The 23408-nt window shown below is 68.6% G+C and carries 17 protein-coding genes and 2 tRNA genes; 10 read left to right on the top strand and 9 right to left on the bottom strand.

Translation table 11 applies throughout. From position 1 onward, the window contains the following. Positions 1 to 20: 20 nt before the first annotated feature. The 4 genes from FRAQA3DRAFT_RS22290 to FRAQA3DRAFT_RS22275 all read right to left on the bottom strand — a co-directional run bounded on the left by FRAQA3DRAFT_RS22290 (position 21) and on the right by FRAQA3DRAFT_RS22275 (position 5075). On the bottom strand, positions 21 to 752 hold the full coding sequence (locus FRAQA3DRAFT_RS22290) for a histidine phosphatase family protein (protein WP_009741308.1): 732 nt from the start codon (positions 750 to 752) through the stop codon (positions 21 to 23). A gap of 255 nt (positions 753 to 1007) precedes the next feature. After that, the gene (locus FRAQA3DRAFT_RS22285) at positions 1008 to 1583 is read right to left on the bottom strand and encodes a TetR/AcrR family transcriptional regulator (RefSeq protein WP_035921326.1); all 576 of its coding nucleotides are present in this window, start codon (positions 1581 to 1583) and stop codon (positions 1008 to 1010) included. 84 nt (positions 1584 to 1667) lie between these two features. Then, positions 1668 to 3188: an MFS transporter gene (locus tag FRAQA3DRAFT_RS22280; RefSeq protein WP_009741306.1), complete on the bottom strand. Its 1521-nt coding sequence runs from the start codon at positions 3186 to 3188 to the stop codon at positions 1668 to 1670. A gap of 291 nt (positions 3189 to 3479) precedes the next feature. After that, positions 3480 to 5075 (bottom strand): FadR/GntR family transcriptional regulator, encoded by a 1596-nt coding sequence (locus FRAQA3DRAFT_RS22275; RefSeq protein WP_009741305.1) that lies wholly within the window; start codon positions 5073 to 5075, stop codon positions 3480 to 3482. A 199-nt stretch (positions 5076 to 5274) separates the two neighbouring features. Here FRAQA3DRAFT_RS22275 and FRAQA3DRAFT_RS22270 point away from each other — a divergent pair, with 199 nt between their 5' ends. The 7 genes from FRAQA3DRAFT_RS22270 (at position 5275) to FRAQA3DRAFT_RS22240 (ending at position 13974) form a co-directional block, all read left to right on the top strand. Then, positions 5275 to 5988: an acyl-CoA dehydrogenase family protein gene (locus tag FRAQA3DRAFT_RS22270; protein ID WP_051054445.1), complete on the top strand. Its 714-nt coding sequence runs from the start codon at positions 5275 to 5277 to the stop codon at positions 5986 to 5988. Positions 5989 to 6231: 243 nt separating this feature from the next. Then, positions 6232 to 6306 (top strand) — tRNA-Asp (locus FRAQA3DRAFT_RS22265). A 51-nt stretch (positions 6307 to 6357) separates the two neighbouring features. Further along, positions 6358 to 6434 (top strand) — tRNA-Phe (locus tag FRAQA3DRAFT_RS22260). Positions 6435 to 7115: 681 nt separating this feature from the next. Further along, complete coding sequence (locus FRAQA3DRAFT_RS22255) at positions 7116 to 10496, top strand: hypothetical protein (protein WP_009741304.1); 3381 nt, start codon at positions 7116 to 7118, stop codon at positions 10494 to 10496. Positions 10497 to 10563: 67 nt separating this feature from the next. Then, positions 10564 to 11805, top strand: a complete 1242-nt coding sequence (locus tag FRAQA3DRAFT_RS22250) for an IS256 family transposase (protein WP_009741303.1) — start codon at positions 10564 to 10566, stop codon at positions 11803 to 11805. A gap of 248 nt (positions 11806 to 12053) precedes the next feature. Then, positions 12054 to 12566, top strand: a complete 513-nt coding sequence (locus tag FRAQA3DRAFT_RS22245; protein ID WP_009741302.1) for a hypothetical protein — start codon at positions 12054 to 12056, stop codon at positions 12564 to 12566. A 781-nt stretch (positions 12567 to 13347) separates the two neighbouring features. After that, positions 13348 to 13974, top strand: coding sequence for a hypothetical protein (locus tag FRAQA3DRAFT_RS22240; protein WP_051054444.1), 627 nt, complete (start codon positions 13348 to 13350; stop codon positions 13972 to 13974). On the opposite strand, the gene FRAQA3DRAFT_RS22235 is transcribed toward FRAQA3DRAFT_RS22240, so the two are convergent. The 5 genes from FRAQA3DRAFT_RS22235 to FRAQA3DRAFT_RS22220 form a co-directional block, all read right to left on the bottom strand. Continuing rightward, a complete protein-coding gene (locus FRAQA3DRAFT_RS22235; RefSeq protein WP_009741300.1) occupies positions 13928 to 15109 on the bottom strand; it encodes a hypothetical protein in 1182 nt (393 codons plus the stop codon). The two genes, FRAQA3DRAFT_RS22240 and FRAQA3DRAFT_RS22235, sit on opposite strands and share 47 nt — an antisense overlap. Before the next feature lie 8 nt (positions 15110 to 15117). Continuing rightward, complete coding sequence (locus FRAQA3DRAFT_RS22230; protein ID WP_083873773.1) at positions 15118 to 16116, bottom strand: ImmA/IrrE family metallo-endopeptidase; 999 nt, start codon at positions 16114 to 16116, stop codon at positions 15118 to 15120. Between the two features lie 275 nt (positions 16117 to 16391). Next, positions 16392 to 16688: a hypothetical protein gene (locus FRAQA3DRAFT_RS22225; protein WP_009741298.1), complete on the bottom strand. Its 297-nt coding sequence runs from the start codon at positions 16686 to 16688 to the stop codon at positions 16392 to 16394. Next, positions 16685 to 16822 carry a hypothetical protein gene (locus FRAQA3DRAFT_RS35370; RefSeq protein ID WP_157467583.1) on the bottom strand — a complete coding sequence of 46 codons (138 nt, stop codon included), beginning with the start codon at positions 16820 to 16822 and terminating at the stop codon, positions 16685 to 16687. The genes FRAQA3DRAFT_RS22225 and FRAQA3DRAFT_RS35370 overlap by 4 nt, the downstream gene beginning before the upstream one ends. Before the next feature lie 10 nt (positions 16823 to 16832). Continuing rightward, positions 16833 to 17645 carry a hypothetical protein gene (locus FRAQA3DRAFT_RS22220; protein ID WP_009741297.1) on the bottom strand — a complete coding sequence of 271 codons (813 nt, stop codon included), beginning with the start codon at positions 17643 to 17645 and terminating at the stop codon, positions 16833 to 16835. A 797-nt stretch (positions 17646 to 18442) separates the two neighbouring features. Here FRAQA3DRAFT_RS22220 and FRAQA3DRAFT_RS22215 point away from each other — a divergent pair. The 3 genes from FRAQA3DRAFT_RS22215 to FRAQA3DRAFT_RS35365 all read left to right on the top strand — a co-directional run bounded on the left by FRAQA3DRAFT_RS22215 (position 18443) and on the right by FRAQA3DRAFT_RS35365 (position 23172). Beyond that, complete coding sequence (locus FRAQA3DRAFT_RS22215; protein WP_157467581.1) at positions 18443 to 19123, top strand: hypothetical protein; 681 nt, start codon at positions 18443 to 18445, stop codon at positions 19121 to 19123. A 709-nt stretch (positions 19124 to 19832) separates the two neighbouring features. Continuing rightward, entirely contained in the window at positions 19833 to 22508 is a 2676-nt protein-coding gene (locus tag FRAQA3DRAFT_RS22210; protein WP_035921324.1) for a DEAD/DEAH box helicase, read from the top strand. 442 nt (positions 22509 to 22950) lie between these two features. Continuing rightward, positions 22951 to 23172, top strand: a complete 222-nt coding sequence (locus tag FRAQA3DRAFT_RS35365; RefSeq protein WP_035921323.1) for a hypothetical protein — start codon at positions 22951 to 22953, stop codon at positions 23170 to 23172. Positions 23173 to 23408 lie beyond the last annotated feature (236 nt).

Below are 23408 nucleotides of genomic sequence, written 5' to 3'. Positions count from 1 at the left end.
GTCTTCAGCCCGCCCTGTCGTCAGCCCGCCCCGTCCGCTCGCACCCCCGCCAGGTGCGTCGCGGTGTTGAACTCGGCGAGCACGAGCCGATCGCCGTCCCGGGTGAAACGGGTGATCCCGGCGTTGAGCACCCCGCCCTCCACGGCGATCCGGCCCAGCTCGTCGTAGGACAGCCCCTCGATGAGCTGGCGCAGCATCACCACGACGGCGTCGTGCGCGACGACGAGGACCCGCCGGTCGGCGTGGTCGCGGTGCAGGTCGGCCAGCAGCGAACCCAGCCGGCGGGCGATGTCGGGGAAGTTCTCCCCGCCCGGCGGGCGGTAGTCCCACTGCCCGGCCGCGCGGCGGCGCTCGGCCTCGGCGGGGAACCGGGCCTCGACCGCCGCCATGGTCATCAGCTCCAACCGGCCCATCAGCCGGTCCACCAGCCGGTCGTCGATCACCGGCGCCGGCAGGGTCACACCGGCCCGGGCGGCCGCGTCGGCGGCGATCCCGTAGGTCCGCCGGGCCCGCAGGTAGGGCGAGCAGACGACGACCTCGGGCGGCCGGACGATCGGCGGGTCGGCGGCCAGCGCCCGGCCGAGCGCCGCCGCCTGCTCGCACCCCAGTGCCGTCAGCTCGACATCGGCGTCCCGGCCGGGCACGCCCGCGTCGAGGCGTCCCGCCGCCCGCGCCGCCGGGAACGCGACGTTCGCGACGCTCTGCCCGTGCCGGACCGCCGTCAGCTCGGCGACCAGACCCCCCACGCCCACCCCCGCCTCGTCGCCTGCCGCGGCCCGTCGAACCACCGACCCATGGCCGGGCCGGCCCCCGCCGCGGCCGGCAGAAACCCGACGACGACCATCCCACAACCCCGCCCCCCCGCGTCCGGCATTCGCGCCCCCCGCCCCTTGCCTATCCAGAGGGATGAATCGGGCACGAAAGCCTCTGGAAAGGCAAGGAAACGCGTCGCGGCCGCCGGGACCGGCTGCGGAGCGGGGGGCGTCGGCGGGGGAGCCGCGGCGGGGTCAGACAGCCGAGTCGGGCAGCGGGCGGAAGGCGTCGAGGATGAGGCGGGTGAACCGCAGCCGGCTGTCGATGTCCTGCTGCCCGGTCTCGACCAGGCGCTGGGCGCAGCCGCTCATCATCGTGCGCAGGTCGGCGGGGGTGACGTCGAGGCGGACGGCGCCGGCCTGCTGCGCGCGGACGACGACCTGGTCGACGCGGGTGGTGATGCGGTCGATCTGGATCTCCGCGCTGGCCAGGGTCCGCGTCCGCATCACGTCCTGGACGAGCCGATTCGCGACGATCCGGTCGAACCAGCTGGTGATCAGCATCTGGAAGCCGGTCGCCGGGTCGGGGTCGTGCAGCGCGGCGGTGGCGATCGTGTCGAACCACTGGAGCTGGCGTTCGACGACGGCGGTCAGCAGCTCGTCGCGGCTGGGGAAGTTGCGGTAGACGGTCGCCTTGCCGACGCCGGCCCGGGCGGCCACGTCCGGCACGGTCGCGGACAGCCCGAGCTCCGAGAACACCTCGACCGCGGCCCGCACGACCCGCTCATGGTTACGCCGCGCGTCCGACCTGCGCATCTCGGACGTCGTCACGGGACCATTGGAGCACATCACGCCGTTGCGGGCCCGACCGCGGGAAACGGTCGGGCCCGGACGGGCAGCCGGTACGGGCCTGGGTCAGCGGCCGGAGCGGCCGGAGCCGGCGGGCGTGCCGGCGTTCGCGTGGGCGGCGCCGACGGTCACGCCGCTCTGGGCCGGGATCGTCGTCACCTGCGGGGTGGACGCGACGGTGGCGGTGGCGTCCGCCTCGTGCCGGCCGTGACGCCGGCCGGGCAGGGTGAGCGCGGCGAGACCGGCGACGAGGGCGACGACCGCCGAGACCGCGAACGCCGTCTGGTAGGCGTCGCTGGTCGGCAGCCCGGAGGCGTCCGCCTGGGAGACGAGGATGCTGGCGCAGATCTGCGAGCCCAGCGACGCGCCGACCGAGCGCAGCAGGGTGTTCACCCCGGTGGCCTCGCCGGTCTTCTCGGCGGGGACGGCGTCGACGATGAGGTTCGGGATGGCCGCGAACACCATCCCGATCCCGCCGAACAGGACTATGCACTCCACGATCAGGGCACCCTCGGAGCCCGGGACGCCGGCGAGCAGGACCAGCCCGACCGTGGCCAGCAGACTGCCCGTGAACAGTGCCACCCGGCCGCCGAAGCGCTGGCTGATGACCGTGGCCAGCGAGCCGGTGAACAGCATCATCAGGGCGCCGGGCACCATCAGCAGGCCCGCGGTCGTGGCGCTCGCGCCGAAGCCGTAGCCGCTGGCCTTCGGGGTCTGGGCCAACTGGGGGATGAGCAGGAAGGCGCCGAACATCCCGAACCCGACCAGCAGGGTCGAGATGTTGGTGCTGAGGACCGAACGTCGGGCGAGGATGGACACGTCGATGAGCGGTTCGGCCTGGCGCCGCTCGAAGGCGAGCAGCCCGGCGAGCACGACGACGCCACCGATGATCATTCCGAGCGTCGTGGGGCTCGTCCAGCCCCAGGTCTTGCCCTGGCTGATCGCCAGCAGCGGCAGCGCGAGGCCGACGCTGAGCAGCAGCGTGCCGACCACGTCGATGCGACCCGGGACGCGGGTGGGCGACTCGGGGATCAGCAGCTGGGTGCCGACGGCGGCCACGGCGGCCATCGCCGCGCCGCTCCAGAAGATCCAGTGGTAGGTGGCGTGGTCGACGAACAGCCCGCCGAGGACCAGGCCGAGCCCGCCGCCGAGCCCGGTGATCGCGGAGATCAGCCCGATCGACACCGAGCGCTTCTCCACCGGGAACTCGTCGCGGATGATGCCGAAGCACAGCGGGAAGATGCCGCCGCCGGCGCCCTGCAGGATCCGTCCGGTGATCACCAGCGGGAGCTGGGTCGCCAGCGCCGCGAGCACCCCGCCGAGCGCGAAGATCGCCAGGGACACCACGAGCAGCCGCCGTTTGCCGAACATGTCGCCGAGCCGGCCGATGATCGGTGTCAGCACGGCCGCGGCCACCAGGTAGCCGCTCATCGTCCAGGTGACGTTGCTGACGGACGAGTCGAGCTCGCGGGCCATGTCCGGGATCGCCGGGGCCACGGTCGTCTGCGCCAGGGCGAACGACATCGCGGCCAGCAGGAGGACGGTCAGGGTGCGCCCGGGCTTCGGGCGCGGTTGAACCACGCTCATGGTGCTCCTTGGGTGCTCCGCAGGCAGGTCCGGTGCGTCGACGTCACCGGCGGAAGAAGGGCGAAAAAACGGACTCGCTAGGTCCACATGCTACGTGGACTTACCGGGTCCGTTTCGCCTCGCCACGCCCGGAGCCCAATAACGTCGGTCACAAAGTCCTGCCACTATCAGGCCGGCTGCCGCTGCCGCAAGGCTGGAGCGCGGCGGGCCGGAAGCGAGGTGGATCAGTAACGAGGGGGATCAGGAGCGAGGATGACTCAGCGCCACCAGTGACTCAGCGCCACCAGTGACTCAGCGCCACCAGTCGCTGAGGGCCTCCAGGTGGCGCCGCATCCGATGCCGGGCGAGCCCCCGGTCGCCGGCGATGATGGCGTCGATGATCCCCCGGTGCGCGGCCCGGGCGTCGGAAGCAGGCTGCCCGCACCCGCCGGTCGCCGGTTCGCCCCCGCTGGCCGCGGGGGTGGGGCGTGAGCCGTCGACGTGCCGCCGCCAGATCGCCGTCAGCACTCGGACGAACGACGCCAGCGCCTCGTTGCCGGTCAGCCGGGCCAGCTCCATGTGCAGGTGGTGCCCGGCATCGACGGGACCGCGGGGCGTCTCGCCGGCGTCGGCGGTAAGCAGCGCCTCGAGCCGTGCGGTGAGCTCGGGCCCGCGCCGTTCGATGAGGATGTCGACGCAGCTCAGCTCCAGTGCGTCGCGCACGATCCGCAGGTCGTCGACGCTGGCCTGGCTGTACTCCAGGTACAGCGCGGTCGCCTCGACGGTCGCCGCCGGGTCCGGCTCGGTGACGACCAGGCCGCCGCCGGGACCGCGACGCATCTGCGCCACCGAGTGGTATTCGAGCAGCCGGACGGCCTCGCGCAGCACCGCCCGGCTCACCCCGTAACGGGCCAGCAGCTCGCTCTCCGAACCGATGACCACCCCGACGGGAACGCCGTCGCGGGCCACGTCGTCGCGGATGCGTCCCGCGACCGTCTCGGCGAGCTTGCCCGGCGGCATCGTCCCGCCGGGGCCCGCCCCCAGGCCCGGTTCGCGGGGCCGGATGCGCCGCCCGCCCACGCCCGCGCTCTCGTCCGTAGCCGCGCTCTTACCCGTGCCCGTGCCGTCTCCGGCGGGCGGCACGGTCATCCACTCGTGCATGGCCTCCAGGTGCACCGCCGCGAGGTGCTGGGCGCGGGCGGCATCCCCGCCGATCACGGCCTCGGCGATCGCGGCGTGGTTGCGGTGCACCTCCTCGGCGACCTGGGCCCGGCGGGCCGGCGACGCGCTGCTGTGGGTCGTGGCGTACCGGTGGGCGGCGTACCGGAAGGTCAGCGAGTTGAGCACGTCGACGAACAACACCAGCACCGGGTTGCCGGTGGCCGCCGCGATCGCGTGGTGAAGCTGGTGGTGGGAGCCGAACTCGGTCGGGTCCGCCGTCTCCCGCCGGGCGATGATCTCGCGCAGGGTGCGGATGCCGTCCTCGGTGATCCGCGCCGGGGCGAGGGTGGCGGCCAGCGACTCGATGATGAACCGGGCCCGCAGGATCGACTCGATGGTGACCCCGACGTACTCCAGGTAGACGCCGAGCGCGGTCGTCACCGCCACCTCGTCCGGCGCGCGGACGATGAGCCCGCCGGACGGCCCCCGGCGCATCGTCGCGACCTGGTGGTGCTCGACGATCCGCACGGCCTCCCGGAAGACCGCTCGACTCACCTTGTAGCGCTCGATCAGCGTCGGCTCCGAGCCGATGACCGCGCCGACCGGCCAGCCCGCGCGGACGATGTCGTCCTCGATCCGCCAGGCGACCTGCGCGGCGAGCTTGCCGCGGGCCTCGCCCCGCGGGGGATGCCTGACACTGATGGCCGGGCCGCGCGCCGACTCCACGAGCCTGTCCGTGGAGGGCATCGCCGTCGGCCTCCTCCCCGGGATGTGGCATGACACGGCGGGATCGCACGGCACCGCACCGCACCGGGCCGGCCCCGGTCGGCAGGGCCAGCGAGCGGAACGGGCACCTCGCCCGGCCTGCCGTCGTACACGCTCGGATGTCCAAGGATATGCGCGCTGGGACACGCCCGGCAGTGCCCTCCGAACGCACCGACCCGCGTTGGGTAGCCCGAACGGGGGCGCCCACGACGTCGCGTGCGGCCGGGGCGCCGGGGTCGACGACTTCCGCTACCGGTGCGTGATCATGGAGGAGCTGGCCCGGGAGGCGCTGGCATCCATCCACGTCGGCCTGACCTGCCACGACGACATCGTCGGCCCGTACCTACGTGACCTCTGCACGGACGAGCAGCGCAAGCGGTGGCTGCCCGGGGTCGCCGGCGGCGAGATCATCACCGCGATGGGGATGACCGAACCCGACGCCCTCATCCACCTGATGGAGCGCCTGCCACGGGAACGGCTCGCGCTGGCCTACTTCGCGCAGACGGTCGCCGAGCACGCCCTGGCCTGGACGGTGGAGTACACCCGCACCAGGAAGGCGTTCGGCGCGCCGCTGGCGTCGCTGCAGAACATCAGGTCCAAGCTCGCCGAGATGGCCACCGAGATCGACGTGACCCGCACCTTCGTCGACGCCGCGGTGCTCGCGCTCAACGACGGCGAGCTGTCGGCCACCGACGCCGCCAAGGCCAAGTGGTGGGCCAGTGACATGCAGATCCGGGTGATCGACACCTGCGTCCAGCTGCACGGCGGCTACGGCTACATGATGGAGTACCCGATCGCCCGCGTCTGGCAGGACGCCCGCATCCAGACGATCTACGGCGGCGCCAACGAGATCATGAAGGAGATCATTGGCCGCGAGCTCGCCGCGGGCGGCTGACTCGCGCGCCGCACCCGGGCACGCCCCCCGGCCATGCCGCCCCGGCCACGCCTCCGCACCCAGTCGGCGTGTCGTGTCCGGGTAGCGGACGGCGAGTGCTCGGGTGCTGGGAGCGTTGGGCAAGAATCCATCGTCCCTGACGGTTCCGCTCCTCCCGCCGTCGTGTAGCATGACCTCCAGATCCTGACGGACCGCATCCCACGGGCCCGTCCGGACGACAACTGAAGATCGCTGTAAGAGCATGGTCCCGTGGTGAAGTCTGGAGTTCACGCCGCCCTGTCAAGGCGGAGGTCGCGGGTTCGAATCCCGTCGGGACCGCGTTCGTATGGCCGGAAGCTCGTTTCGGCTCCTACGATCCCGCACAACCCGGGGCAGGTAGCTCAGTCGGTACGAGCGTCCGCCTGAAAAGCGGAAGGTCGGCGGTTCGACCCCGCCCCTGCCCACCATCTCTGACCTGCGGTTTCTTCTCGCGGAAGAGATCTTTTACTGCTTTTGTAGATCGTTATGTAGCAACGGGTGTAGCAACGGCGACTGCGGTTGGCCGGCGGACGGTCGCCCGCACACCCCCGCTGACCTGCATAGACACTTCCGGCAGACCGTCCGCTTCGGGACAGCACGGTCAAGCCGGCTCTCGCCCGCCGCGGTGCCCCGCCAATCGCGTCCGACGTTGAACAAATGCCCTGGTCAGGCGTCCGCTCCGAGACGCAGGCCCGGCACCTCTCCACCTGAACGGGCCGCTGAAGCCGCAGGACCTGCGACGCCCGCACTCGCGGTCCGGCGCGCCGCACCACTTCCCAGACGGCCGTCGGCCTTTGCTACACCGATAGATACAAATGAGCCGCAGAACGTGGCGGAGCCCGCTGGCGTAGCCGTCTGACCGGCCTCGACTCGGGAAGCGGAGCGGCGGGACCGTCCGTTTCAGCGGCGGACGATCGTAGGCGGTCGTCTGTAGAAGCGGACGGATGTGGTCATCGTGCCCCTCTCATCGCCGTCCGCGGAGCTGACCTGTCAGACGAGCTGGAGCGATGGCGAACCACCGCCGGCTGCTGACCGGCTGAGCCATCGGTGTCGGACCGCGGCGCGCGAGCCCGCGTGGCTTCGCAGGTGACGGCCCATAGGATCCTTCCGTGCAGCCAAGAGGTCACGCGGGCCGCGGAAGCATCGCGGGCTCGTCCGGTGACGGCGGCGTCGAATTCAGGCGCGCCGTGGCGGCCTATGCGGTCGTGGCTGGCCTCGCCGAGAATCCGCTGCGCGGTCTGGGCCTCTCCGACACCGACGCGTTTGTCGCTGCGGTCGTGCTGGAAACCGAGGACGCGGTCGATGATTTACGGGTCGACTTCCGGGGTGGCTGTACCGCCTTCATCCAGGCCAAGAGGACCTTGGAGGGTGGCAACGTCCTGACGAAGGCGGTCGCACAGTGGGTTCGAGCGGCCAAGGAATCGCTTGACCCGACCCGCCATCGATTGGTCATAGCTGCAGGTCACCTGTCCGAGTCGATGAGGGCCCTGAGCCGAGCACTCGATGGACGGAGATTGTCGGTTCCGGCCACACCGACGCCCCAGGAAGCGGAACAGCTTCGACGCGTCGAGGAGCTCTTGGCACCGCTCGATGCAGCGGCACGAGATGCGGTGCTGCGGTGCGCCGTCGTCTGGCATCTGGATGTCGAAGAGACGGCCAGCGCCAGCACTCAATACGCCCTGCAGCAGCTCCGTGGGCTGGTCGAGGGAGGAAGCGCTCACGACGCGATGGAGGCCTGGTCCGCGCTCCTCGATACAGCCGGCCATGCCGCTCGCCGCCGCGGTGGCCATGACTTGGACGGCTGGCGCGCGGCGATGCGTGATCGTCGCATCGACCTCATGCACGGCAGCAGGCCCCCGCGGGCAGGAGGGCAGATCGATCGAATCGCGCCGCCGAGCCGCGTGTTTGGCGATGTGGAGTTGCGTGAGCGGCTTGAACTGCTCCCGCCCACCTGCGCGCCGCGGCTGCTGGCGGCGTGGCGAGACGACCGAGATCTGACCTGGAAGCTCGTGACGGCGCTAACCAGCGTCGATGCACGCCCCGCAGCCGTTCTCACCGAATGGGAAGGGCATCAACCGGCCTGGCTACGCGGTGCGTCCTGGCAGGTGCAGCTTGCGGCTGCTGAGCTGGCCGTCGGCTACGGCCAGGTGCCGCTGGGGGCGGATCTGTTCGTCGCGGCGGCGAGGCAGGGCGCGCCGCGGCGCACCTTCTGGCTCGCGCGGGCCGCCATCCTCTACGACGAACCCACTGAAGCCGAGAAACGTTCGGAAACGCTGGCGGCCCTTGGCTCTCTCCACGAGGCGACTGATCCCTACGCCCGTGCTGTCATAGCGCTTCTCGTTGGCGACGAGCGCACCGCAGCCCGCGAAGTCGATCGTTGGTCGCCCGACCCGGACGACCGTAGCCTGCGAACCGACCTACGGCTGCGGCTCGCTGGGATTCGAGGTGTGACGCGCGAATCGATCGACCGTGCTCTGCAGATCCTGGCAGAAGCGTTACGGGAGCGATGGCTCGCGGGAATAGCGATCAATCGGGCGGGCCTCTTGATTAGGCGCTGCCGAAGGGGCGAATCGCCGAACCTGCCCACTGACGTTCGAGAGGCGACCGAGCTGGCGGTGCGTGCCCGAGACGAGCGACGCCGCTACCGTGGTGCCAGCGTCGAAGCAGTGGAGTTGGCGTGCCAGGCGGCGATCATCACCGACGACCCGGACACCATTCTTGCGCTAGGCACTGTCAGCGAGAACGGAGCGACTGCAGATGAAGCCGATTCACCGCTCGTCCGCGAGTACGTCGCCGTCGCCTCCATCCGACTAGGCGACTTGGCCGCCGCGCGCGAACAGTCCCAGCGGGTCATCGACCCCTCGGCGCGGGCCCGGTTAGAAGCCATGCTGGCCGAGGCGGAGAACAGGGATTCCGATCCCTACTGGCGGCGCGCGATCGAACTGGCGCCGAACGACGACCATCTCAGGGCAGCGCTGTCCGGCCTCGCGGACACGGGCGCTGTTGAGCTGCCGCGGTTCGAGGAGTTCGCTGCCCGCCACCCTGAGGAGGCCTCGGAGATCCGCGCGCTGTCCGAGGTCGCCAGCGGCGACGCCGCAGCCGCGATCAAGCGGCTACGACCGCGGCGTGGCCAGTCAGTCGCCGCGGCGATCATGCTGGCCCGCGCTTATCAGATGGCTGACCGTATTGACGATCAGGTGCAGACCCTCCGCGACGCCGCGAGCGATTTCAATGATCCCTCTCTACGCCAAGGCGCCGCAGAGGTATTCGCACATGCCGGTCGCGTCGACGAGGCCCAAAGCGAACTCGACGCACTCCTAACAAGCACGGGACCTGACTGGTCCGGACGGCCATCTGCTCTCCGGATGGCAGCACGCCTCTCGTACGAGGCGCGGCAGTTCGACCGTACGGTCGTTTTCTTCGAAGCAGCTCTACAAATCGAGCCGGACAACGCCTCGATGCGGTGGGCTCTTGTCCATATCCTTGTCTACAACCGTGGCGATCTTGTCAGGGCCTGGCGGGTGTTCTCCTCGGCCCCGGCGCCGCTGGAACCATCCAGTGTGGCCGAGGCCGAGTTGTGGATACACCTGCACATAAGAAACGCGTCGCCCGACCAGGGAGTGGCTGGCTGCCTCCGCCTGCTCCGCAGGTTCAGCGACTCGGAGCAGTTCGCTGCCTTTGCCGTCGGCGCCATGCTCACCGGATGGCGACCACTCGATGAGACGCCCCCTGACCTGGTCGCTGAGGTCCAATTCGAGATCGAACGATTCTTTCAGCGGTGGCCAGCCAGCCAGTACCTCCAGCGGATCACAGCCGACGACATCGAGCGACTCATCGAGCAGATGACCGCCATGGTGCGCCCTACGCATTCGGAGCAGCAAGCGCTACACCAGCTAGGCCGTCGTCTGCTTTTTGGTCAGGTCCCGCTCAGCTTGCTCGCCGGCGCTACAGGGCGCAGCCACGCGGAGATCGTAGTTCGCCGCGGAGCGGGGCTTCTGCCGGCGCGGCACGTAGATCCCGCCGAGATCGCAGCCTGCGCTAGCGCGGTCCGCAGCGTGGCTGACCAGGAGATCGTGATCGATCTCCCCGCCGTCGCAGTCCTCCGCGTCCTCGCAGTTCCCGTTCGGGAGCTCGCGATGGCGGTCTTCTCCCGCGTCATGACAACGGACGAGACCCAGATGGACGCGCGTGCCGCGAGGGACAGCTTGGCGCGCCGCGGCACATCGAGTTGGGTATACGACGAGCGGCTTGACCGCGGCCGACTCGCCGAGATCACCCCAGCCGAAGCCACCCGCCTCGCGGACGAGTCTGCCGCGCTACTTGAAGAGATCAGCAGACTCCCGCGCCACCCGAGAGGAGGCGCATCCTTCGAGGACTTCCAGTCGCCGCCACTGAACGCATGGACCTCTGTCATCGACCTCGAGTGGAGTCCACGGACGTGGTGTACGGATTGTGATCGTCTGACGACTCGCCGGAGTGGCGGTCCGTGACGTGGGACGGCCACCGCGTGATCCTCACGAGAAACCTGTCGTAGTAGCTCGTTGAGGAGGAAACGCGATGGCCGTGCGCCCGACTGTGCCGGACGTGGAGTTCGTGGGCAAGGAACTCGCGGCGGCGAGTCCGGATCTGCTGGGGTCGATGGTGAAGGCGTTCGCGGAGGCGTTGATGGGCGCCGAGGTGGACGGGATCTGCGGGGCGGAATACGGGGAGATATCACCGGAGCGGACGAATCGCCGGAACGGCTACCGGACGCGGGAGTGGGACACGCGGGCCGGGACGATCGACCTGTCGATCCCGAAGCTGCGGCAGGGGTCGTATTTCCCGGAATGGCTGCTGACCCGGAGGAGACGCGCCGAGCAGGCGCTGATCTCGGTGGTCGCCACGTCGTATCTTCTGGGGGTTTCGACGCGCCGGGTGGACAAGCTTGTCGAGCAGCTCGGGGTCGCGCACATCTCGAAGTCGCAGGTGTCGGAGCTCGCGAAGCATCTCGATGGCCAGGTCGAGGCGTTCCGGTCGCGGCCGCTGGATGCCGGGCCGTACCGGTTCGTGCAGGCCGACGCGTTGACGATGAAGGTCCGTGAGGACGGCCGGGTCGTCAACGTCCACTGTCTGCTCGCGGTCGGGGTGAACGGCGACGGGCACCGGGAGATCCTCGGCCTGGAGGTCGTGTCCAGCGAGGACGGTGCCGGCTGGCTGGCGTTCTTCCGGGGCCTGGTCGCCCGGGGGCTGTCCGGGGTGCGGCTGGTGACCTCGGATGCGCACCGCGGTCTGGTGAACGCGATCGCCGCGACTCTGCCCGGGGCCTCCTGGCAGAGATGTCGGACGCACTACCTGCGGGACCTTCTCACCTTCACCCCGAAGTCGTCGCAGCCATGGGTCGCGACGTTGGTCCGGACCGTTTTTGATCAGGCGGACGCGAACGAGGTGGCGGTGCAGTTCGACCGGGTCGTGGACGCGCTGACCGAGAAACTACCCCGCGCCGCGACCCATCTGGAAGAAGCGAAAGCGGACCTGCTCGCGTTCACCAGCTATCCGCGGGAGATCTGGCGGCAGATCTGGTCGTCGAACCCGCAGGAACGACTGAACAAGGAGATCCGCCGGCGCACCGACGTCGTCGGTATCTTCCCCGACCGTGACGCCATCATACGGCTCGTCGGCGCCGTCCTCGCCGAGCAACACGACGAGTGGATCGAAACCCACCGCTACTTCGGCGTGGAAATCCTCGCGAAAGTCGACGCGCGAGACACGCCGTCCGACACACCCGAGATCAGCGTGACACCCGAAGCACTCACCGCATAAACTTCAACTAAGGATCACGCGGAGTCACCCTCCATACACCACGCCAGCGGACGTGACCCGACCTCGCAAGCCATCGAAAGATCGCGATATGGAGCGACGACCCTGTACTACGTGGCATCGCGCGCGAAGCGGGAGTACCGGCTACCTCGACGCCCGCGGTTCTTGACTTCCTCGCCGAGACCGGTCAGATAACGACTGCGCAGCACGAAGGGTCGATACGCACCCTGATCAAGGCGCGAATCGGTGACATGCCGATTGGCGAGGTCCGCTTTCTCGACCTTGCACAAGAGGACGGCTGGGCGGCCGACAGCATGGCCGAGTTTCTCGGCCGACCCGCAGCCTGGATCGACTTCGCGCGAGCCGCCGCACTGTATCAAAAGCTGATCGTCCAGGCCATCGCCCACAACCCAGTGTCGGTTCCAAAATGGCTACACCGAGCAGTGCAGGGCGCGGCTGCTGCGGCTGGTCCCACTGCCGCAACCCAAGCCGCAGCCAGCCTGCTGGCTCTCACTATTAACAGTTCAGCGCCCGACTTCGCCTCTGTCGCCGACCTCGTCGCTGTCACACGCGCGGCCCTCAGGCAGACAGACGATCCTGAACAGGCGGCGAGTGCCGATCCGCTGCCGCCATGCAGCCAGCTGATTCGCGACGCCTACGCACGCGCCATACCCCACGACCTGGCCACAGGCTACGTCATCAGCATGTTCACGACTCTCTCCGAGGAAGACCGCTCGGAGGTCCTCCGAGCCCTGCTCTCGTAGCCGGCATCCGCCTCAGCCGGGCCTGGAGCACGATCACCACACCGATCAGGGGGCAGCCTCGGCCGCGGCCAGTGGTAGCAAACCACCCTCGCCTGCCAGATCAGCCGCCGTCCGTCGCGCCTTCCACGAAGGTCGTGTGCTGGTTCGTGGATGATGAAGCGGTGGTGGACGAGGGCGGTGCGGGCTGGGACTACTTCGTCTCCTATGCCCCGGCCGACCAGGCGTGGGGGAGCGGATCGCCTGCGTGTCGAGCCACGCGGGGCGGACCCGGGCGAGGTCGGCCAACTCGGACAGCGGGCTGGTGGCCGGGCTCAGGTACCGCATTGCTGAAGACCGGCACCGAGACGCCACCGCCATGCAGCGAAGATTCCGGGGAACCCGCCCTCGACTCAGACCAGGTTCACCGGTCGTCCGGCGTAGGGCTCGGCGTGGGCGCGCGAGATTGAGTAGGTCGGCTGCTGCCGGTCGTAGAACTCCCAGCCGGCCAGCGGTTCCGTTATCCGGGGGCGACGGACGCTCGATGAGTGGAGTCAGCTTGCACCTATGGTCAACCAGCTGCCAGGCCATTCTGGCCTGTGATCGCGCAGGTAGCGCGGGCGACTCGGCCTGAGACAGTGGATGGAGCAGGTGCTCGCCGCGGCTTGATCTCCCGATTTGATGTGGGCGATGGTGGCCTGACACGAGGATCACAGTCAGGTGATGTTCGCGAGTGCGGCACGGGTGCGGCAGAGTGGGGCCCGTGCCCAGTTCCCTGACCTCGACGTCCGCGCCTGTTTCGGCCGTGCGCTACGCCGCCAGGCACCTCGTCCCGGACACGGCGCGTGTCTGCGTCGGCTCCGTGCTGGGCGTCAGCGCCGCGGTTTTCTACGAACTCGACGGACAGGAGGACGCTCGTCGCGACCGGGACGGCGCGACTGCGATCACGGACGTCGACGTGCTTGATCTTCTTCTGTGTCTTCCGGTTGGCGAGCCAGTCCGGATCGATGATCTTGGACGTCGTGGGCGTCGCGCTCTCGCGAAGATGCCGCCGGGATGCGTGGAGTTCGGGCGCGGCGCTGTCATCCGGCGGGCTCGTCCACCGTTGACCCCGTCGCTTGCGATCGTCGGCGGGAACGGCAGCTTCCGGCGGAAGCTGGAGCTGGCTGGCCGCTTCGCACCGTTCTGTCCGAAGGCGGTCGTGGTCAACAAGGCTCCCCGAGACCTGACGGCCGCCTGCTTCGACGCGGACTTCTACGGCGTCGGGTTGATCGTGGCGGCGGTCGATTCGGACGTCGAGGTGCTCGTGGCGCCGCAAGCGCATCGGCCGCGCCGGGTCGTGCCCAGGACGTGGTGGTTCATCGAAGAGGTGTACCGGATACACCTCACGGGCGTATACCCGGCGCAGTCGCCGGCGCAGGTTCGTGGGTGACAGACAGATCGGCCCATCTTTCCAGGTCCTTTGGGATCTTGATGGCGTCGGCCTGTCTGAGGCGCTCGTTCTCAGCGGTGATGGCCGCGCGGGCGTCGCTGGAGAGCTGTTGCCACCAGGACTGGCGGCTGCCCAGGTCGGTGTAGCGGAACACCGCGTCCAGCAGGCGGGCCCATACCGCGGCGTTGTGGCTGTCCGCCAGGGCGCGGACCTCGTTGTCGGAGCCGTCGAACCGGTCGAGCCGCGCGCCGTCGCAGGCGGGACAATCGCAAGTAGGGGCGTCCGCGTTCGCGTACAGCGTCGCGAGGTCCGAGCCCCTTGTGAACCGCAGGAACTCGGTGAGTAGAACGGTGGCGGACGCCGGCCCCCCGCCCTTCTTCGACTCGGTGGGCTCGCCGGGCGGCACCGTGTGTCGCAGGGAGCCACTGAGTCCGAGCGCAGCGAACAGCGCGCCGTGCCCGATCGCGTCGAACACCTGAAGGTCGGATCGCCACAGGCCCACACGTGGGTTGTCAGTCAGCAGCCTTCGCAGGTTCGTGGTCGCCTTCTTGTACCTGTCGAACGGGTTGAACTGGCCACCGACGGCGACGGCCACTGGGTGTGGAATGTTCTTGATCGCCAGGTCGAGCTTCTCCACGCTGTCGTCGCGCAGCCAGGTGGCGTCGATCGGCAGCATCACGATGACGTCGGCACGCCCGAGATCCTGCGCCGCGCCCACCACGGCCTTGAGCGCGTTCCAGTCCGCCGCGCGGATGTAGCCCGTAGGTGTGATCGCGGCCATCGCACGGCGCTCGATCTGGAGGTCAAGCTCCCGCTCCAGCCCTGACCCGTACATGTCGTCGGGCGGGACGATGAAGGGCTTGTCACTGGTCGCGGGGTGCGCCTCATAACGTCCGGGATCGAGGAGCAGAGGCCCCCGGTATCGGGCCAGTGCAAGCTGGCCGCCCTTGTACAGCTCGTCGAATCGGCAGACCGCGAGCCCGCCGTGCTGCCGATGCAGCTGGGGGCCAATCGCGGAGATGCTGGGGGTGCTACGGGATACGAGCAGGAAGATCCGCTCCGAGAGCAGCCGCTCCGTCTCGGTCGCGGCCGGTCGCGGCGCCGGGACGGGCGGGCGCAGAGCCTGGTCGGGCACGTGCTACCTCACGAGAGTTCGATGGGGTCGGCGTCACCGCCGGGGGACAAGTAGAGATCATGGAACTCGTCCGGGAGTACACCGACCAGGGCGGCGGCGGCTTCCGTCGAGCCGGTCGACACGACGAGTTGCTGCGCGAGGTGGCGCACGAGCCGAGGGCGCTCGCGGGGTAACTCGGCGGGTTCCCGGGTGCGGTAGCCGAGCGCCGACATCTCGATCATGAGCTGGCGGTACTGCCAGTCGCTGAGCGCGCCGAGCGTGACAGCACGGCGCACGAGCGCGACCATCGACGCGCCCCAGTAGCGCTTCAACTCGATGAGCCGCTGCAGATCGACGCTCCCGGTGAAGCTCCCGCGGAGCTCGTCCGCGGGAAGGAGGAGCTCGGAGGCGAACTCGTCCGCCTCCTGCTCGATCTCCTGGCCGCCACCGACTCCACCGTGGAGGAAGACGTGGCCGATCTCGTGCGCGAGGCTGAACCGAAAACGATCAGTCGGCGCCTTCAGGTTGATGAGGAACAGTGGCGGCTCGTCGCCGGTCCACTGGGTCACCGCGTCCAGGCCGTCCGCGTCCAGGTCGCGGGCGATGACAAGACCTCCGGCTGCCTCGACCGCTGCGACCAGTACGTCGATCGGGCCGGGTGGCAGGTCCCATTCCTTGCGCACGTGCTGGGCGATCTCCGCCGGAATATCCATAGGCCCGCGTTCCACCCGATGGAAGCGGTTCGGCGTCGACCCTATGGCAACCTGCAGGGCGCGCAGCTGACTTCGCGTGAACATCAACTCGGCATGCACGCGACGAAGAGCCTTCGCGCCCAGCGACGCCTTCCGGCGGTGATAGACCAGCCCGATCCCGACGCCATGAACCTCAGGATCCGTGCACAAGACCTCGACCGGATAGCACAACGCCGCCGCGTACAGGCCCAGCCGGTCACCCGAGACCGCTAGCCGCCCGGCCTCCGCCTTACTCACGAATGCCTGCGACACAGCCTCGCCCGCCAGGTCGGACATCGCCCGAGCGACCTCAGCCTGGGTCAGGCCCCGCGACTCACGGGCGAGAGCAAGAACCGCAGCATTCGCCACAAACTGCGTCACCTCGCTACCTCCCGTCAACTAGCAGCATCAGAGTACCACGTTACCTGCCATCGCCGTACGATCCCAAAATATTCCTTGATCGATTTATGGGTGCGTCGTCGAGTTGACCAAGCCGGTCGGCCCGGCCCCAGCCCGCCGTCAGGCGGGGATCGTCCTCGCGGGCGCGCGCTCGCCCGCGCCGGCGAGCAGGTCTATGGCCTTCGCCGGAGTTCCTGTGACCGTTGCAGCCAGGGGCGGGTGTCGTAGCCGAGGGTGGTGACGGTGGGGTAGCGCGGGTAGCGTGCGGCGCGGGCGGCGGTGAAGTGCTGGCGTTCGTCGATCTCTATGGCCTGGTGGGTGCCGTCGGGGTAGCGGGCGATGATGTCGAGTCGTCGACGTTCGCGGGGCGGAGCGGTCTCGGGTAGCTCCTGCCCGGTGGGGGCGCGGTAGATGGCGGTCAGGGGTGCCCAGGCGGTGGTGCATTCCGCGTGCCGGGGCGTAGCAGTCACGGCGGGCACACCTCGACCCCGGCGTCGAGGATCTTCCCGGTGCGGTCGTGGCCCAGTGCTGCGGCTGCGCAGATCGAGGCGGTGACGGAGTGGGCGCGGTGTGCGGTCGACTCGTCGGTGGCTCGACCGCACACCGCAGGTGCTCTACGGACCGTCGACCGGTTCGGTAGACGGTGAAGCTGTGCCGGCGGTGAGCGCTGGGTGGAGTCTGGCGCTGGTATCGGTGCGTAGCTGGGTGACGAGGTTGCGGGCGGCCGGCGCGCCGATGCGAAGGCGTTTGCGGAGAGTCTCGGCGGAGATCGGCCGGTTGTGTGTACTCCAATGGAGGGTGTCTTCTGCGCGTGCTCGGTGAAGCAGGTCCTGCTCCGAGGACCGCCGCCGATGCCCGCGAAATTTGCTCTCCTCCTGATGTGGTTCCTCTGATTTTCCCCGTCCGGCCAATGCCGCAGATTCTGTGGTGTTTTCGCCTCTGCGTCTGAACTTTATGACAGCCGTATCCGGAACGGTGGTTTCGGTGGTTCCGGTGCTCTGGATGGCTTGGAGGAGGCCGGGGCCGACTTCGCTCCATCCGATGAGGAGGAGGGGGCCGACGGCGTCGAAGGCTGCTTTGCCGTAGTCCCCGGCGATCAGAGGTTCGGCAATGTTCAGGGCCAGGGTGACCGTGCTGGAGAAGATGAGGAGGCGTCGCGCTGACCGCATCACTTCGGCTGGGCCGCCGTGCACGGCGAGGTGTCGGGTTCCCAGGAGGAGCCCGAGGACGGAGAGGTCGACGGCGGGAGCGACCAGGGGTGCGACCCAGATCGGGACGCCGAGGCGTAGCCCGAGCGCGAGGACATTGCCGAACCCGAACAGGAACGTCAGGCCCACGACGGCGGCCATCGTCGCGGTGACGAGCTTGACGACCGCTGCCGTGAGAGGAGGAGCAGCGTCGTTGTTCGACTCGGCGGGGTTCGTCATGGTGGGGCTCACTCGTCACCACCCCCAGCCTGCAGCCGTAGAACTGAGCCACGCCGACCCGACCTCGGGCGTGGGGTGTGGGAGGCCCCTCGAAGCCGGTGCGCTGGGCGCCACCGTGCCCGCTCGTCCGGAGGGCTGAGGCGCGCGAAAGCGCTGCCGGGCCGCTGGGAACGGCCCGTTCGCAGCCTCGTCGAGGTGTAGCAACGGGTGTAGCAACGCAGGCGAACCGGCATGTACGTCGGCGGCCTTCCACGGCCGAAAACGTACGTCCGCGGACGTTGAAATGACGGTCAGTTCGGCCTGAAAAGCGGAAGGTCGGCGGTTCGACCCCGCCCCTGCCCACCCTTTTGACCTGCGAGAATAGCAGGATTTGTCGATCACTTTTTGATCGTTGTATGGCAACGGGTGTGGCAACGGCGTCGCGTGATCCCGGTGGCGGCCCGTCTGCCACCCGGGTTGACCTGCGTAAATGGTGGAATCGACCTCCGCTTTCCGGGTGGGAGGTCACGAGGCCCGTGTCCACGGACGTTGCCACACGGTATGGGTTTTGTATGGCAACGAAGCTAGTCTGGCCCGGTCGTGTCGGTGCCATGACCTGCAATGGTGCTCAAGATCGGGGCTGGTGGACCGTCCGCTTGTGCGGCGGACGGTCCGCGACACACCATCACCAACCTGCGTAAGAGCTGGTACCTGATCCGCTCGCCAGCGGGTTCCGCACCAATCTGTGTGGCATTTCCGCGTCGCAGCATGCCTGACTCGACCGGGTCCGATGTCCAGGGCCTGGTCCGACTCGACAGGTGAAAGCCGCACATGCCGTGGGCAACAGCCCGGTCGCGGCGAACCTGATCTCGACGTTGAGCTACCAGTTCGCGAATCAGCACGACCCGCGCACCGTGATCCTGCTGGCCCGTACCGCCCTGCGCGGAGCGGAGAACTCCGCCATGTCGGCCACTCTGGCGCTGTTGTACGAACGGATCGCCTGGGCACACGCGAAGGCCGGCGACCGGCCCGCCACGGAGAGAGCGCTTGCCGCGGTGGAACGGCACTACGACCAGCGACACCCTGACGACGGACCGACGTGGGTGTACTGGCTCGACGACAACGAGACCCAGGTGATGGCTGGCCGCTGCTACGTCGAGCTCGGCATCCCGCAACGCGCCGAACCACTGCTGGTCGACGCGGTCGCCCGCTGCGACGAAGATCACGCTCGCGAAGCCGCCCTCTACCGTTCCTGGCTCGCCGAGGCCTACCTGCAGACAGGCGACCTCCACGGACTGTCGAGGAAACCACCCACCTCGTCCGCCTCGACGCCTGCGCAGGATCAACACGCACCTCCGACCGGGTCCAACACCTGTGCACTCGCCTCGCCGCGTTCCGCGCCGATCCAGCGGCCCGCGCGTTCGAGAACCTCTACGAATCCGAAGCGGATCTTCCGTGCCATCCGCGTCGCCCCAGCTGACCCTCGCGCTAGCGGTTAGCGGCACGGTGAGAAGGCTGCGATCCGCCGAGCCACATGCCATCCACTGGCGGAAGCGTTGTCGGCTGCGGCCAGCACGTGCTTGGTCTGGAGCGGCAGGCCCGAAATCCCGCAACACCCGTGCCCGCCGCAGGAGTCATGTGGCAAGACTGCCTGGTGCCGACTGGATGGGAGGCGTCGGTACAGGTCCGGCCGCGGCCTCGATGAGCGCGACCGCCTGTTCGAGCGTGGAGCTTTCCGAGACTATCCGTTCGCCGTCTACCCCGAGAAGATCGCGGGTAGGTGCCAGCCGCGCATATCCTCGCCGGTGAACTCGGCTGATTGCGCCGTGAAGATCTTCGCCGTCGCTGGACGGAACCTCCGCCTCGTCTGGCACAACCCTCCCACCATGACGTCCTCCGACGGTGGCCGCGATGTTCTGCGGCGTCGGCAGGTCATCCGATGACCACCAGCGCCTCCTGGTGAGCATCGCTGTCGGACACCGAAAGTGGCGGTGATGCGCCGGGTGATGGCCCTGCTCGCTGTCCGAGGGTTGCACCGGGGAGTGATCGGAAGAGTCGCTCGGCGTATTAGGCTTTGTTTCTGCTGGTTTGTCGTATTTGCGTAGTCAGAGCTGAATGGCCTCCTTCTCTACGTTCTTGCAGCTAAACCATGGCGTTGATGGCACCATTGATCTGTTTGCCACGACAATCTGGGGGATCCAGGGGCAGATGGACAGGGCAGAAAGAGAACGGCTGCGCACTGCTGTCGAGGAGATAAGTGGCTGGCTGGCGCAGGCCCAGCGCTTGCTCGCCGAGCGTTCAAGAATTGTCGAGGAGGCGAGGGTCGCCGGCGAGGAACTGCGTCGCGCCGCCATCGACGTTCCTCGCGACGGCGTGTCAGTCTGGCGAGTCCTCCCCCTACGAAAAACGGACGAAAGCCTGATCCGCGCCCTCGCGCTGCGCTCGCATCTCCCCGACCTCGCCCAGTTGGACGCCGAGGACATCGGGGACCTCGTCACCGACGTCCCCGGCATCATCGGCGACGCGCGGGTTCTGCTCAGCGCCCGTCGATTCCTCAGCCGCCCCACACGACGTAGCGCCGCTGCGGAAGCCGGCACTCTCCTCATCCGCTACAGAGACCAGGCAGTCGAGACCGACCTGCCCGGTCTGCTGGCCAGTTTGACGCCGAACCCCGACAGCGTCCGTGGGATGAGTGTGGCGGATGCACTGGATCCTGGGATCGGGCTCGCCGAACACCTCGGCGCTCCCGACTCCGGAGGTCTCGAACTCCTCGACGGCCATGTCGTCGCCGGGCTCGGCCAGGCGATCACCATGATCGACCAGGTCCTGCAGTCGGAAGCGGCTCACCGGGCCGCCGCAGTCCAGGCGAGTAACCAGGTCCGACGGACCGAAACCCGCAGTCGGCTTGCCGCCATGTCCGTCGATCGGCTCCGGGAGGTGACCCGGGACCGGCTGCGCGTCAACCTGCTGACCGACGCCGGCATCACGACCGTGCAGGCGGTGCTCGACCGCGGGCGTGCGCTGGAAGGCGTGTCCGGTATCGGGTCGACCCTGGCGGCCAGGTTCCTGGGAGCCGCGCAGACACTGCGCCAGACGACCTACGACGAGATGCCGGTCCGTATCGACATCAGGCTTCAGACGTTGGAGGCCACCCGGTTACTGCGTCTGCTTGGCGCCTGGGACGCCACCCGCAGGCTGCGTAACGCGGCCTGGGACCTGGCACGTGCCCAGGAACTGGCGCCGCTCGCACAGGCGCTTGGCCGCCATCCTGAACGCCTGGCCGTGGTCCCGCTCGCCGGGCGGTCCGCGCAGGAGTTCCTGACCGGCGTCACCTCGGTCCTGCGCCGGGCGGCCTCGGTCAGCGACGTCCAACCGGGCCAGGTACCAGCTGCCGACCCGTGGGAGGACTTCCTCGCCCGGCCCGCCGACTACTTCGGCATGCTGACCGAGCTTGGCGTCGCACCCGAGGACGAGAACAGGATCCATGGCGACCTGCCCGAGCAGATCGTCGCCGCCGTCCGCGCGACGTCCCTCAACACCGAGCACCTAACCGTCGGGACACTGCGCGGCTATCAGAGCTTCGGCGCCCGGTTCGCGCTGGCCCGACGCAAGGTCATCATCGGTGACGAGATGGGACTGGGCAAGACCGTCGAGGCCCTCGCCGTGCTCGCCCACCTTCGCGCACACGGCCACCGTCACACGATCGTGGTCTGTCCCGCCGCGGTGGTCACGAACTGGACCCGGGAAATCTCGGCCAAGTCGACGCTGGACCCCCATCGCGTCCACGGACCGAGACGCGACGCAGCCGTGGACGACTGGCGGCGCGACGGCGGCGTCGCCGTGACCACCTACGAGACCCTGCGCTGGCTGCTGCCCCAGCTCCACGACGTCGAACTGGGCTGCGTGGTCGTTGACGAGGCGCACTACATCAAGAAACCGGAGACGCAGAGATCGCAGCTGGCGGCGCGTCTTCTGGAGATGTCCGATCGTGCCCTGCTGCTGACCGGCACTCCGCTGGAGAACCGTCTCGACGAGTTCGTCACCCTCGTGCGCCACGTGCAGCCCAGGCTCGTGGTAGATACCAGCGGCCTGTCCCCCCGGCGGTTCCGCGCACAGGTGGCCCCGGCCTATCTGCGCCGCAACCAGGCGGACGTGCTCCCCGAACTGCCCCCGCTCGTCGAGGTCGACGAGGTGCTCCCGATGTCCGCCAAGGATCTCGCTGCCTACCAGGAGGCGGTGCGAGACGGCAACTTCATGGCCATGAGGCGGGCCGCGATGATCCAGGGGCGCCACTCGGAGAAGTTCGGCCGGCTGAGGGAGATCGTCGCCGAGGCGGTGGCTAACGGACGACGGGTGCTCGTCTTCTCCTTCTTCCTCGACGTCCTGGATCACGTCAAGCAGGAACTACCTGGCCCGGTCTTCGGCCCGCTCACCGGCAAGACGCCCGCCGCGCAACGCCAACCTCTGGTGGACGAGTTCTCCGCCGCCGACGGCGGAGCAGTACTCATCGCGTCGATCCTCGCTGTCGGTACGGGGCTCAACCTCCAGGCCGCATCCGTCGTCATCCTGTGCGAACCGCAGCTCAAGCCCTCCACCGAGGAGCACGCCATCAGGCGCGCCCAACGAATGGGGCAGCTCGAGTCCGTCCAGGTCCATCGGCTGCTGTCCGAGGAGGGCGTGGACCAGAGGATCCGCGAGCTCCTCGCACGCAAGGGGTCCGTCTTCGACGACTTCGCCCGGATCAGCGCGACCGCTGCCAGCGCGCCGGAAGCGCTCGACGTGTCCGAGAACAAGCTGGTCCACGACATCATCGTCGCGGCCGAGCGTGCGCGGCTGTTCGCTGAGCCGGCAGTCCAGACGGCTGACGACCCGACCGCAGGCTGACATGCCTGGCGCCGCGCGACCGGACCCCTGCCAATCCCAATCGAGACACCGCTGGGCGCGGGTCGGCTACAGGGTGTGGTCGCGGAGAATTATTTATGAACAGGGCGATCTGCTCGCGATTGCCATCAGGCTGGGCCGGTCGAATGAGATGATGATTGGCTGTGCGGAGTAGCCGAAACGCGCATGGCCGTAGTCGCGACGACGTCGAGACGACGGTGCGTGAATTTGTCTCGGGGCTCGCCTTCATCGCGCGGGACGTGTGGCGGCGTACCCCCAGGTCGGATCTCTATCTGGACTGCGACGTCTGCGGCGGTGCCACGCCGCGCTCCAGCTACAGTATCGGCAGATCATCTCCGCAACCAAGGAGAATCCGACGCTTGTCGCCGCGCCACCGGAGCCTGAGACACCGGTACAGGGCGCGCCACACCCACTCCTGATCAAAGTGCACTGCGAGTCGACGTTCACCGACCTGGACTACATCGCCGGGCAGATCTTCCGGTTCACCGCGATGTCGTGGCGCCGGCTCTATCCCAGCCGGCAGCCCGTCACGGTGTCGTACTCCGACCTCATCGCGAGACTCTTCGGTCAACTGCGTGAGGTCTCGAACTGGAACTCCGACATCGTGACGTCGCCCAGGCTCCGCGAGAGCCGATGGTTTCTGTGATGCTCGACGACGGGACCCCGTCGGGCGGAGAGGTCGCCCAGCATTTCGGAACTATCTTGTACGGCACGTTGCGGATCGGTCCACCTCCGCATCTGTCGGCACCTCGAGACACGCCTTCACCGACAAATCTATAAGACCTGGACCCGCCGCCACCAGCTCCTTGCCGAACCGTTTAAGCTCGCTCACAGCCGGATGTACGGCCTCGTGTTTTCTCGTCGAACCCTCGATCGTTCTCT

It is taken from the genome of Frankia sp. QA3 (assembly GCF_000262465.1).
In the GTDB taxonomy this organism is placed as follows: Bacteria; Actinomycetota; Actinomycetes; order Frankiales; family Frankiaceae; genus Frankia.
This window is presented reverse-complemented; position numbering and strand designations above follow the sequence as displayed.

Bases quoted from the DNA above. Each gene is read 5' to 3' on its own strand.
- FRAQA3DRAFT_RS22210 (WP_035921324.1), top strand. From the start codon at position 19,833: ATGGACAGGGCAGAAAGAGAACGGCTGCGCACTGCTGTCGAGGAGATA.
- FRAQA3DRAFT_RS22280 (WP_009741306.1), bottom strand. From the start codon at position 3,188: ATGAGCGTGGTTCAACCGCGCCCGAAGCCCGGGCGCACCCTGACCGTC.
- FRAQA3DRAFT_RS22245 (WP_009741302.1), top strand. From the start codon at position 12,054: ATGCCGATTGGCGAGGTCCGCTTTCTCGACCTTGCACAAGAGGACGGC.
- FRAQA3DRAFT_RS22220 (WP_009741297.1), bottom strand. From the start codon at position 17,645: ATGACGAACCCCGCCGAGTCGAACAACGACGCTGCTCCTCCTCTCACG.
- FRAQA3DRAFT_RS22230 (WP_083873773.1), bottom strand. From the start codon at position 16,116: ATGTCCGACCTGGCGGGCGAGGCTGTGTCGCAGGCATTCGTGAGTAAG.
- FRAQA3DRAFT_RS22250 (WP_009741303.1), top strand. From the start codon at position 10,564: ATGGCCGTGCGCCCGACTGTGCCGGACGTGGAGTTCGTGGGCAAGGAA.
- FRAQA3DRAFT_RS22275 (WP_009741305.1), bottom strand. From the start codon at position 5,075: ATGCCCTCCACGGACAGGCTCGTGGAGTCGGCGCGCGGCCCGGCCATC.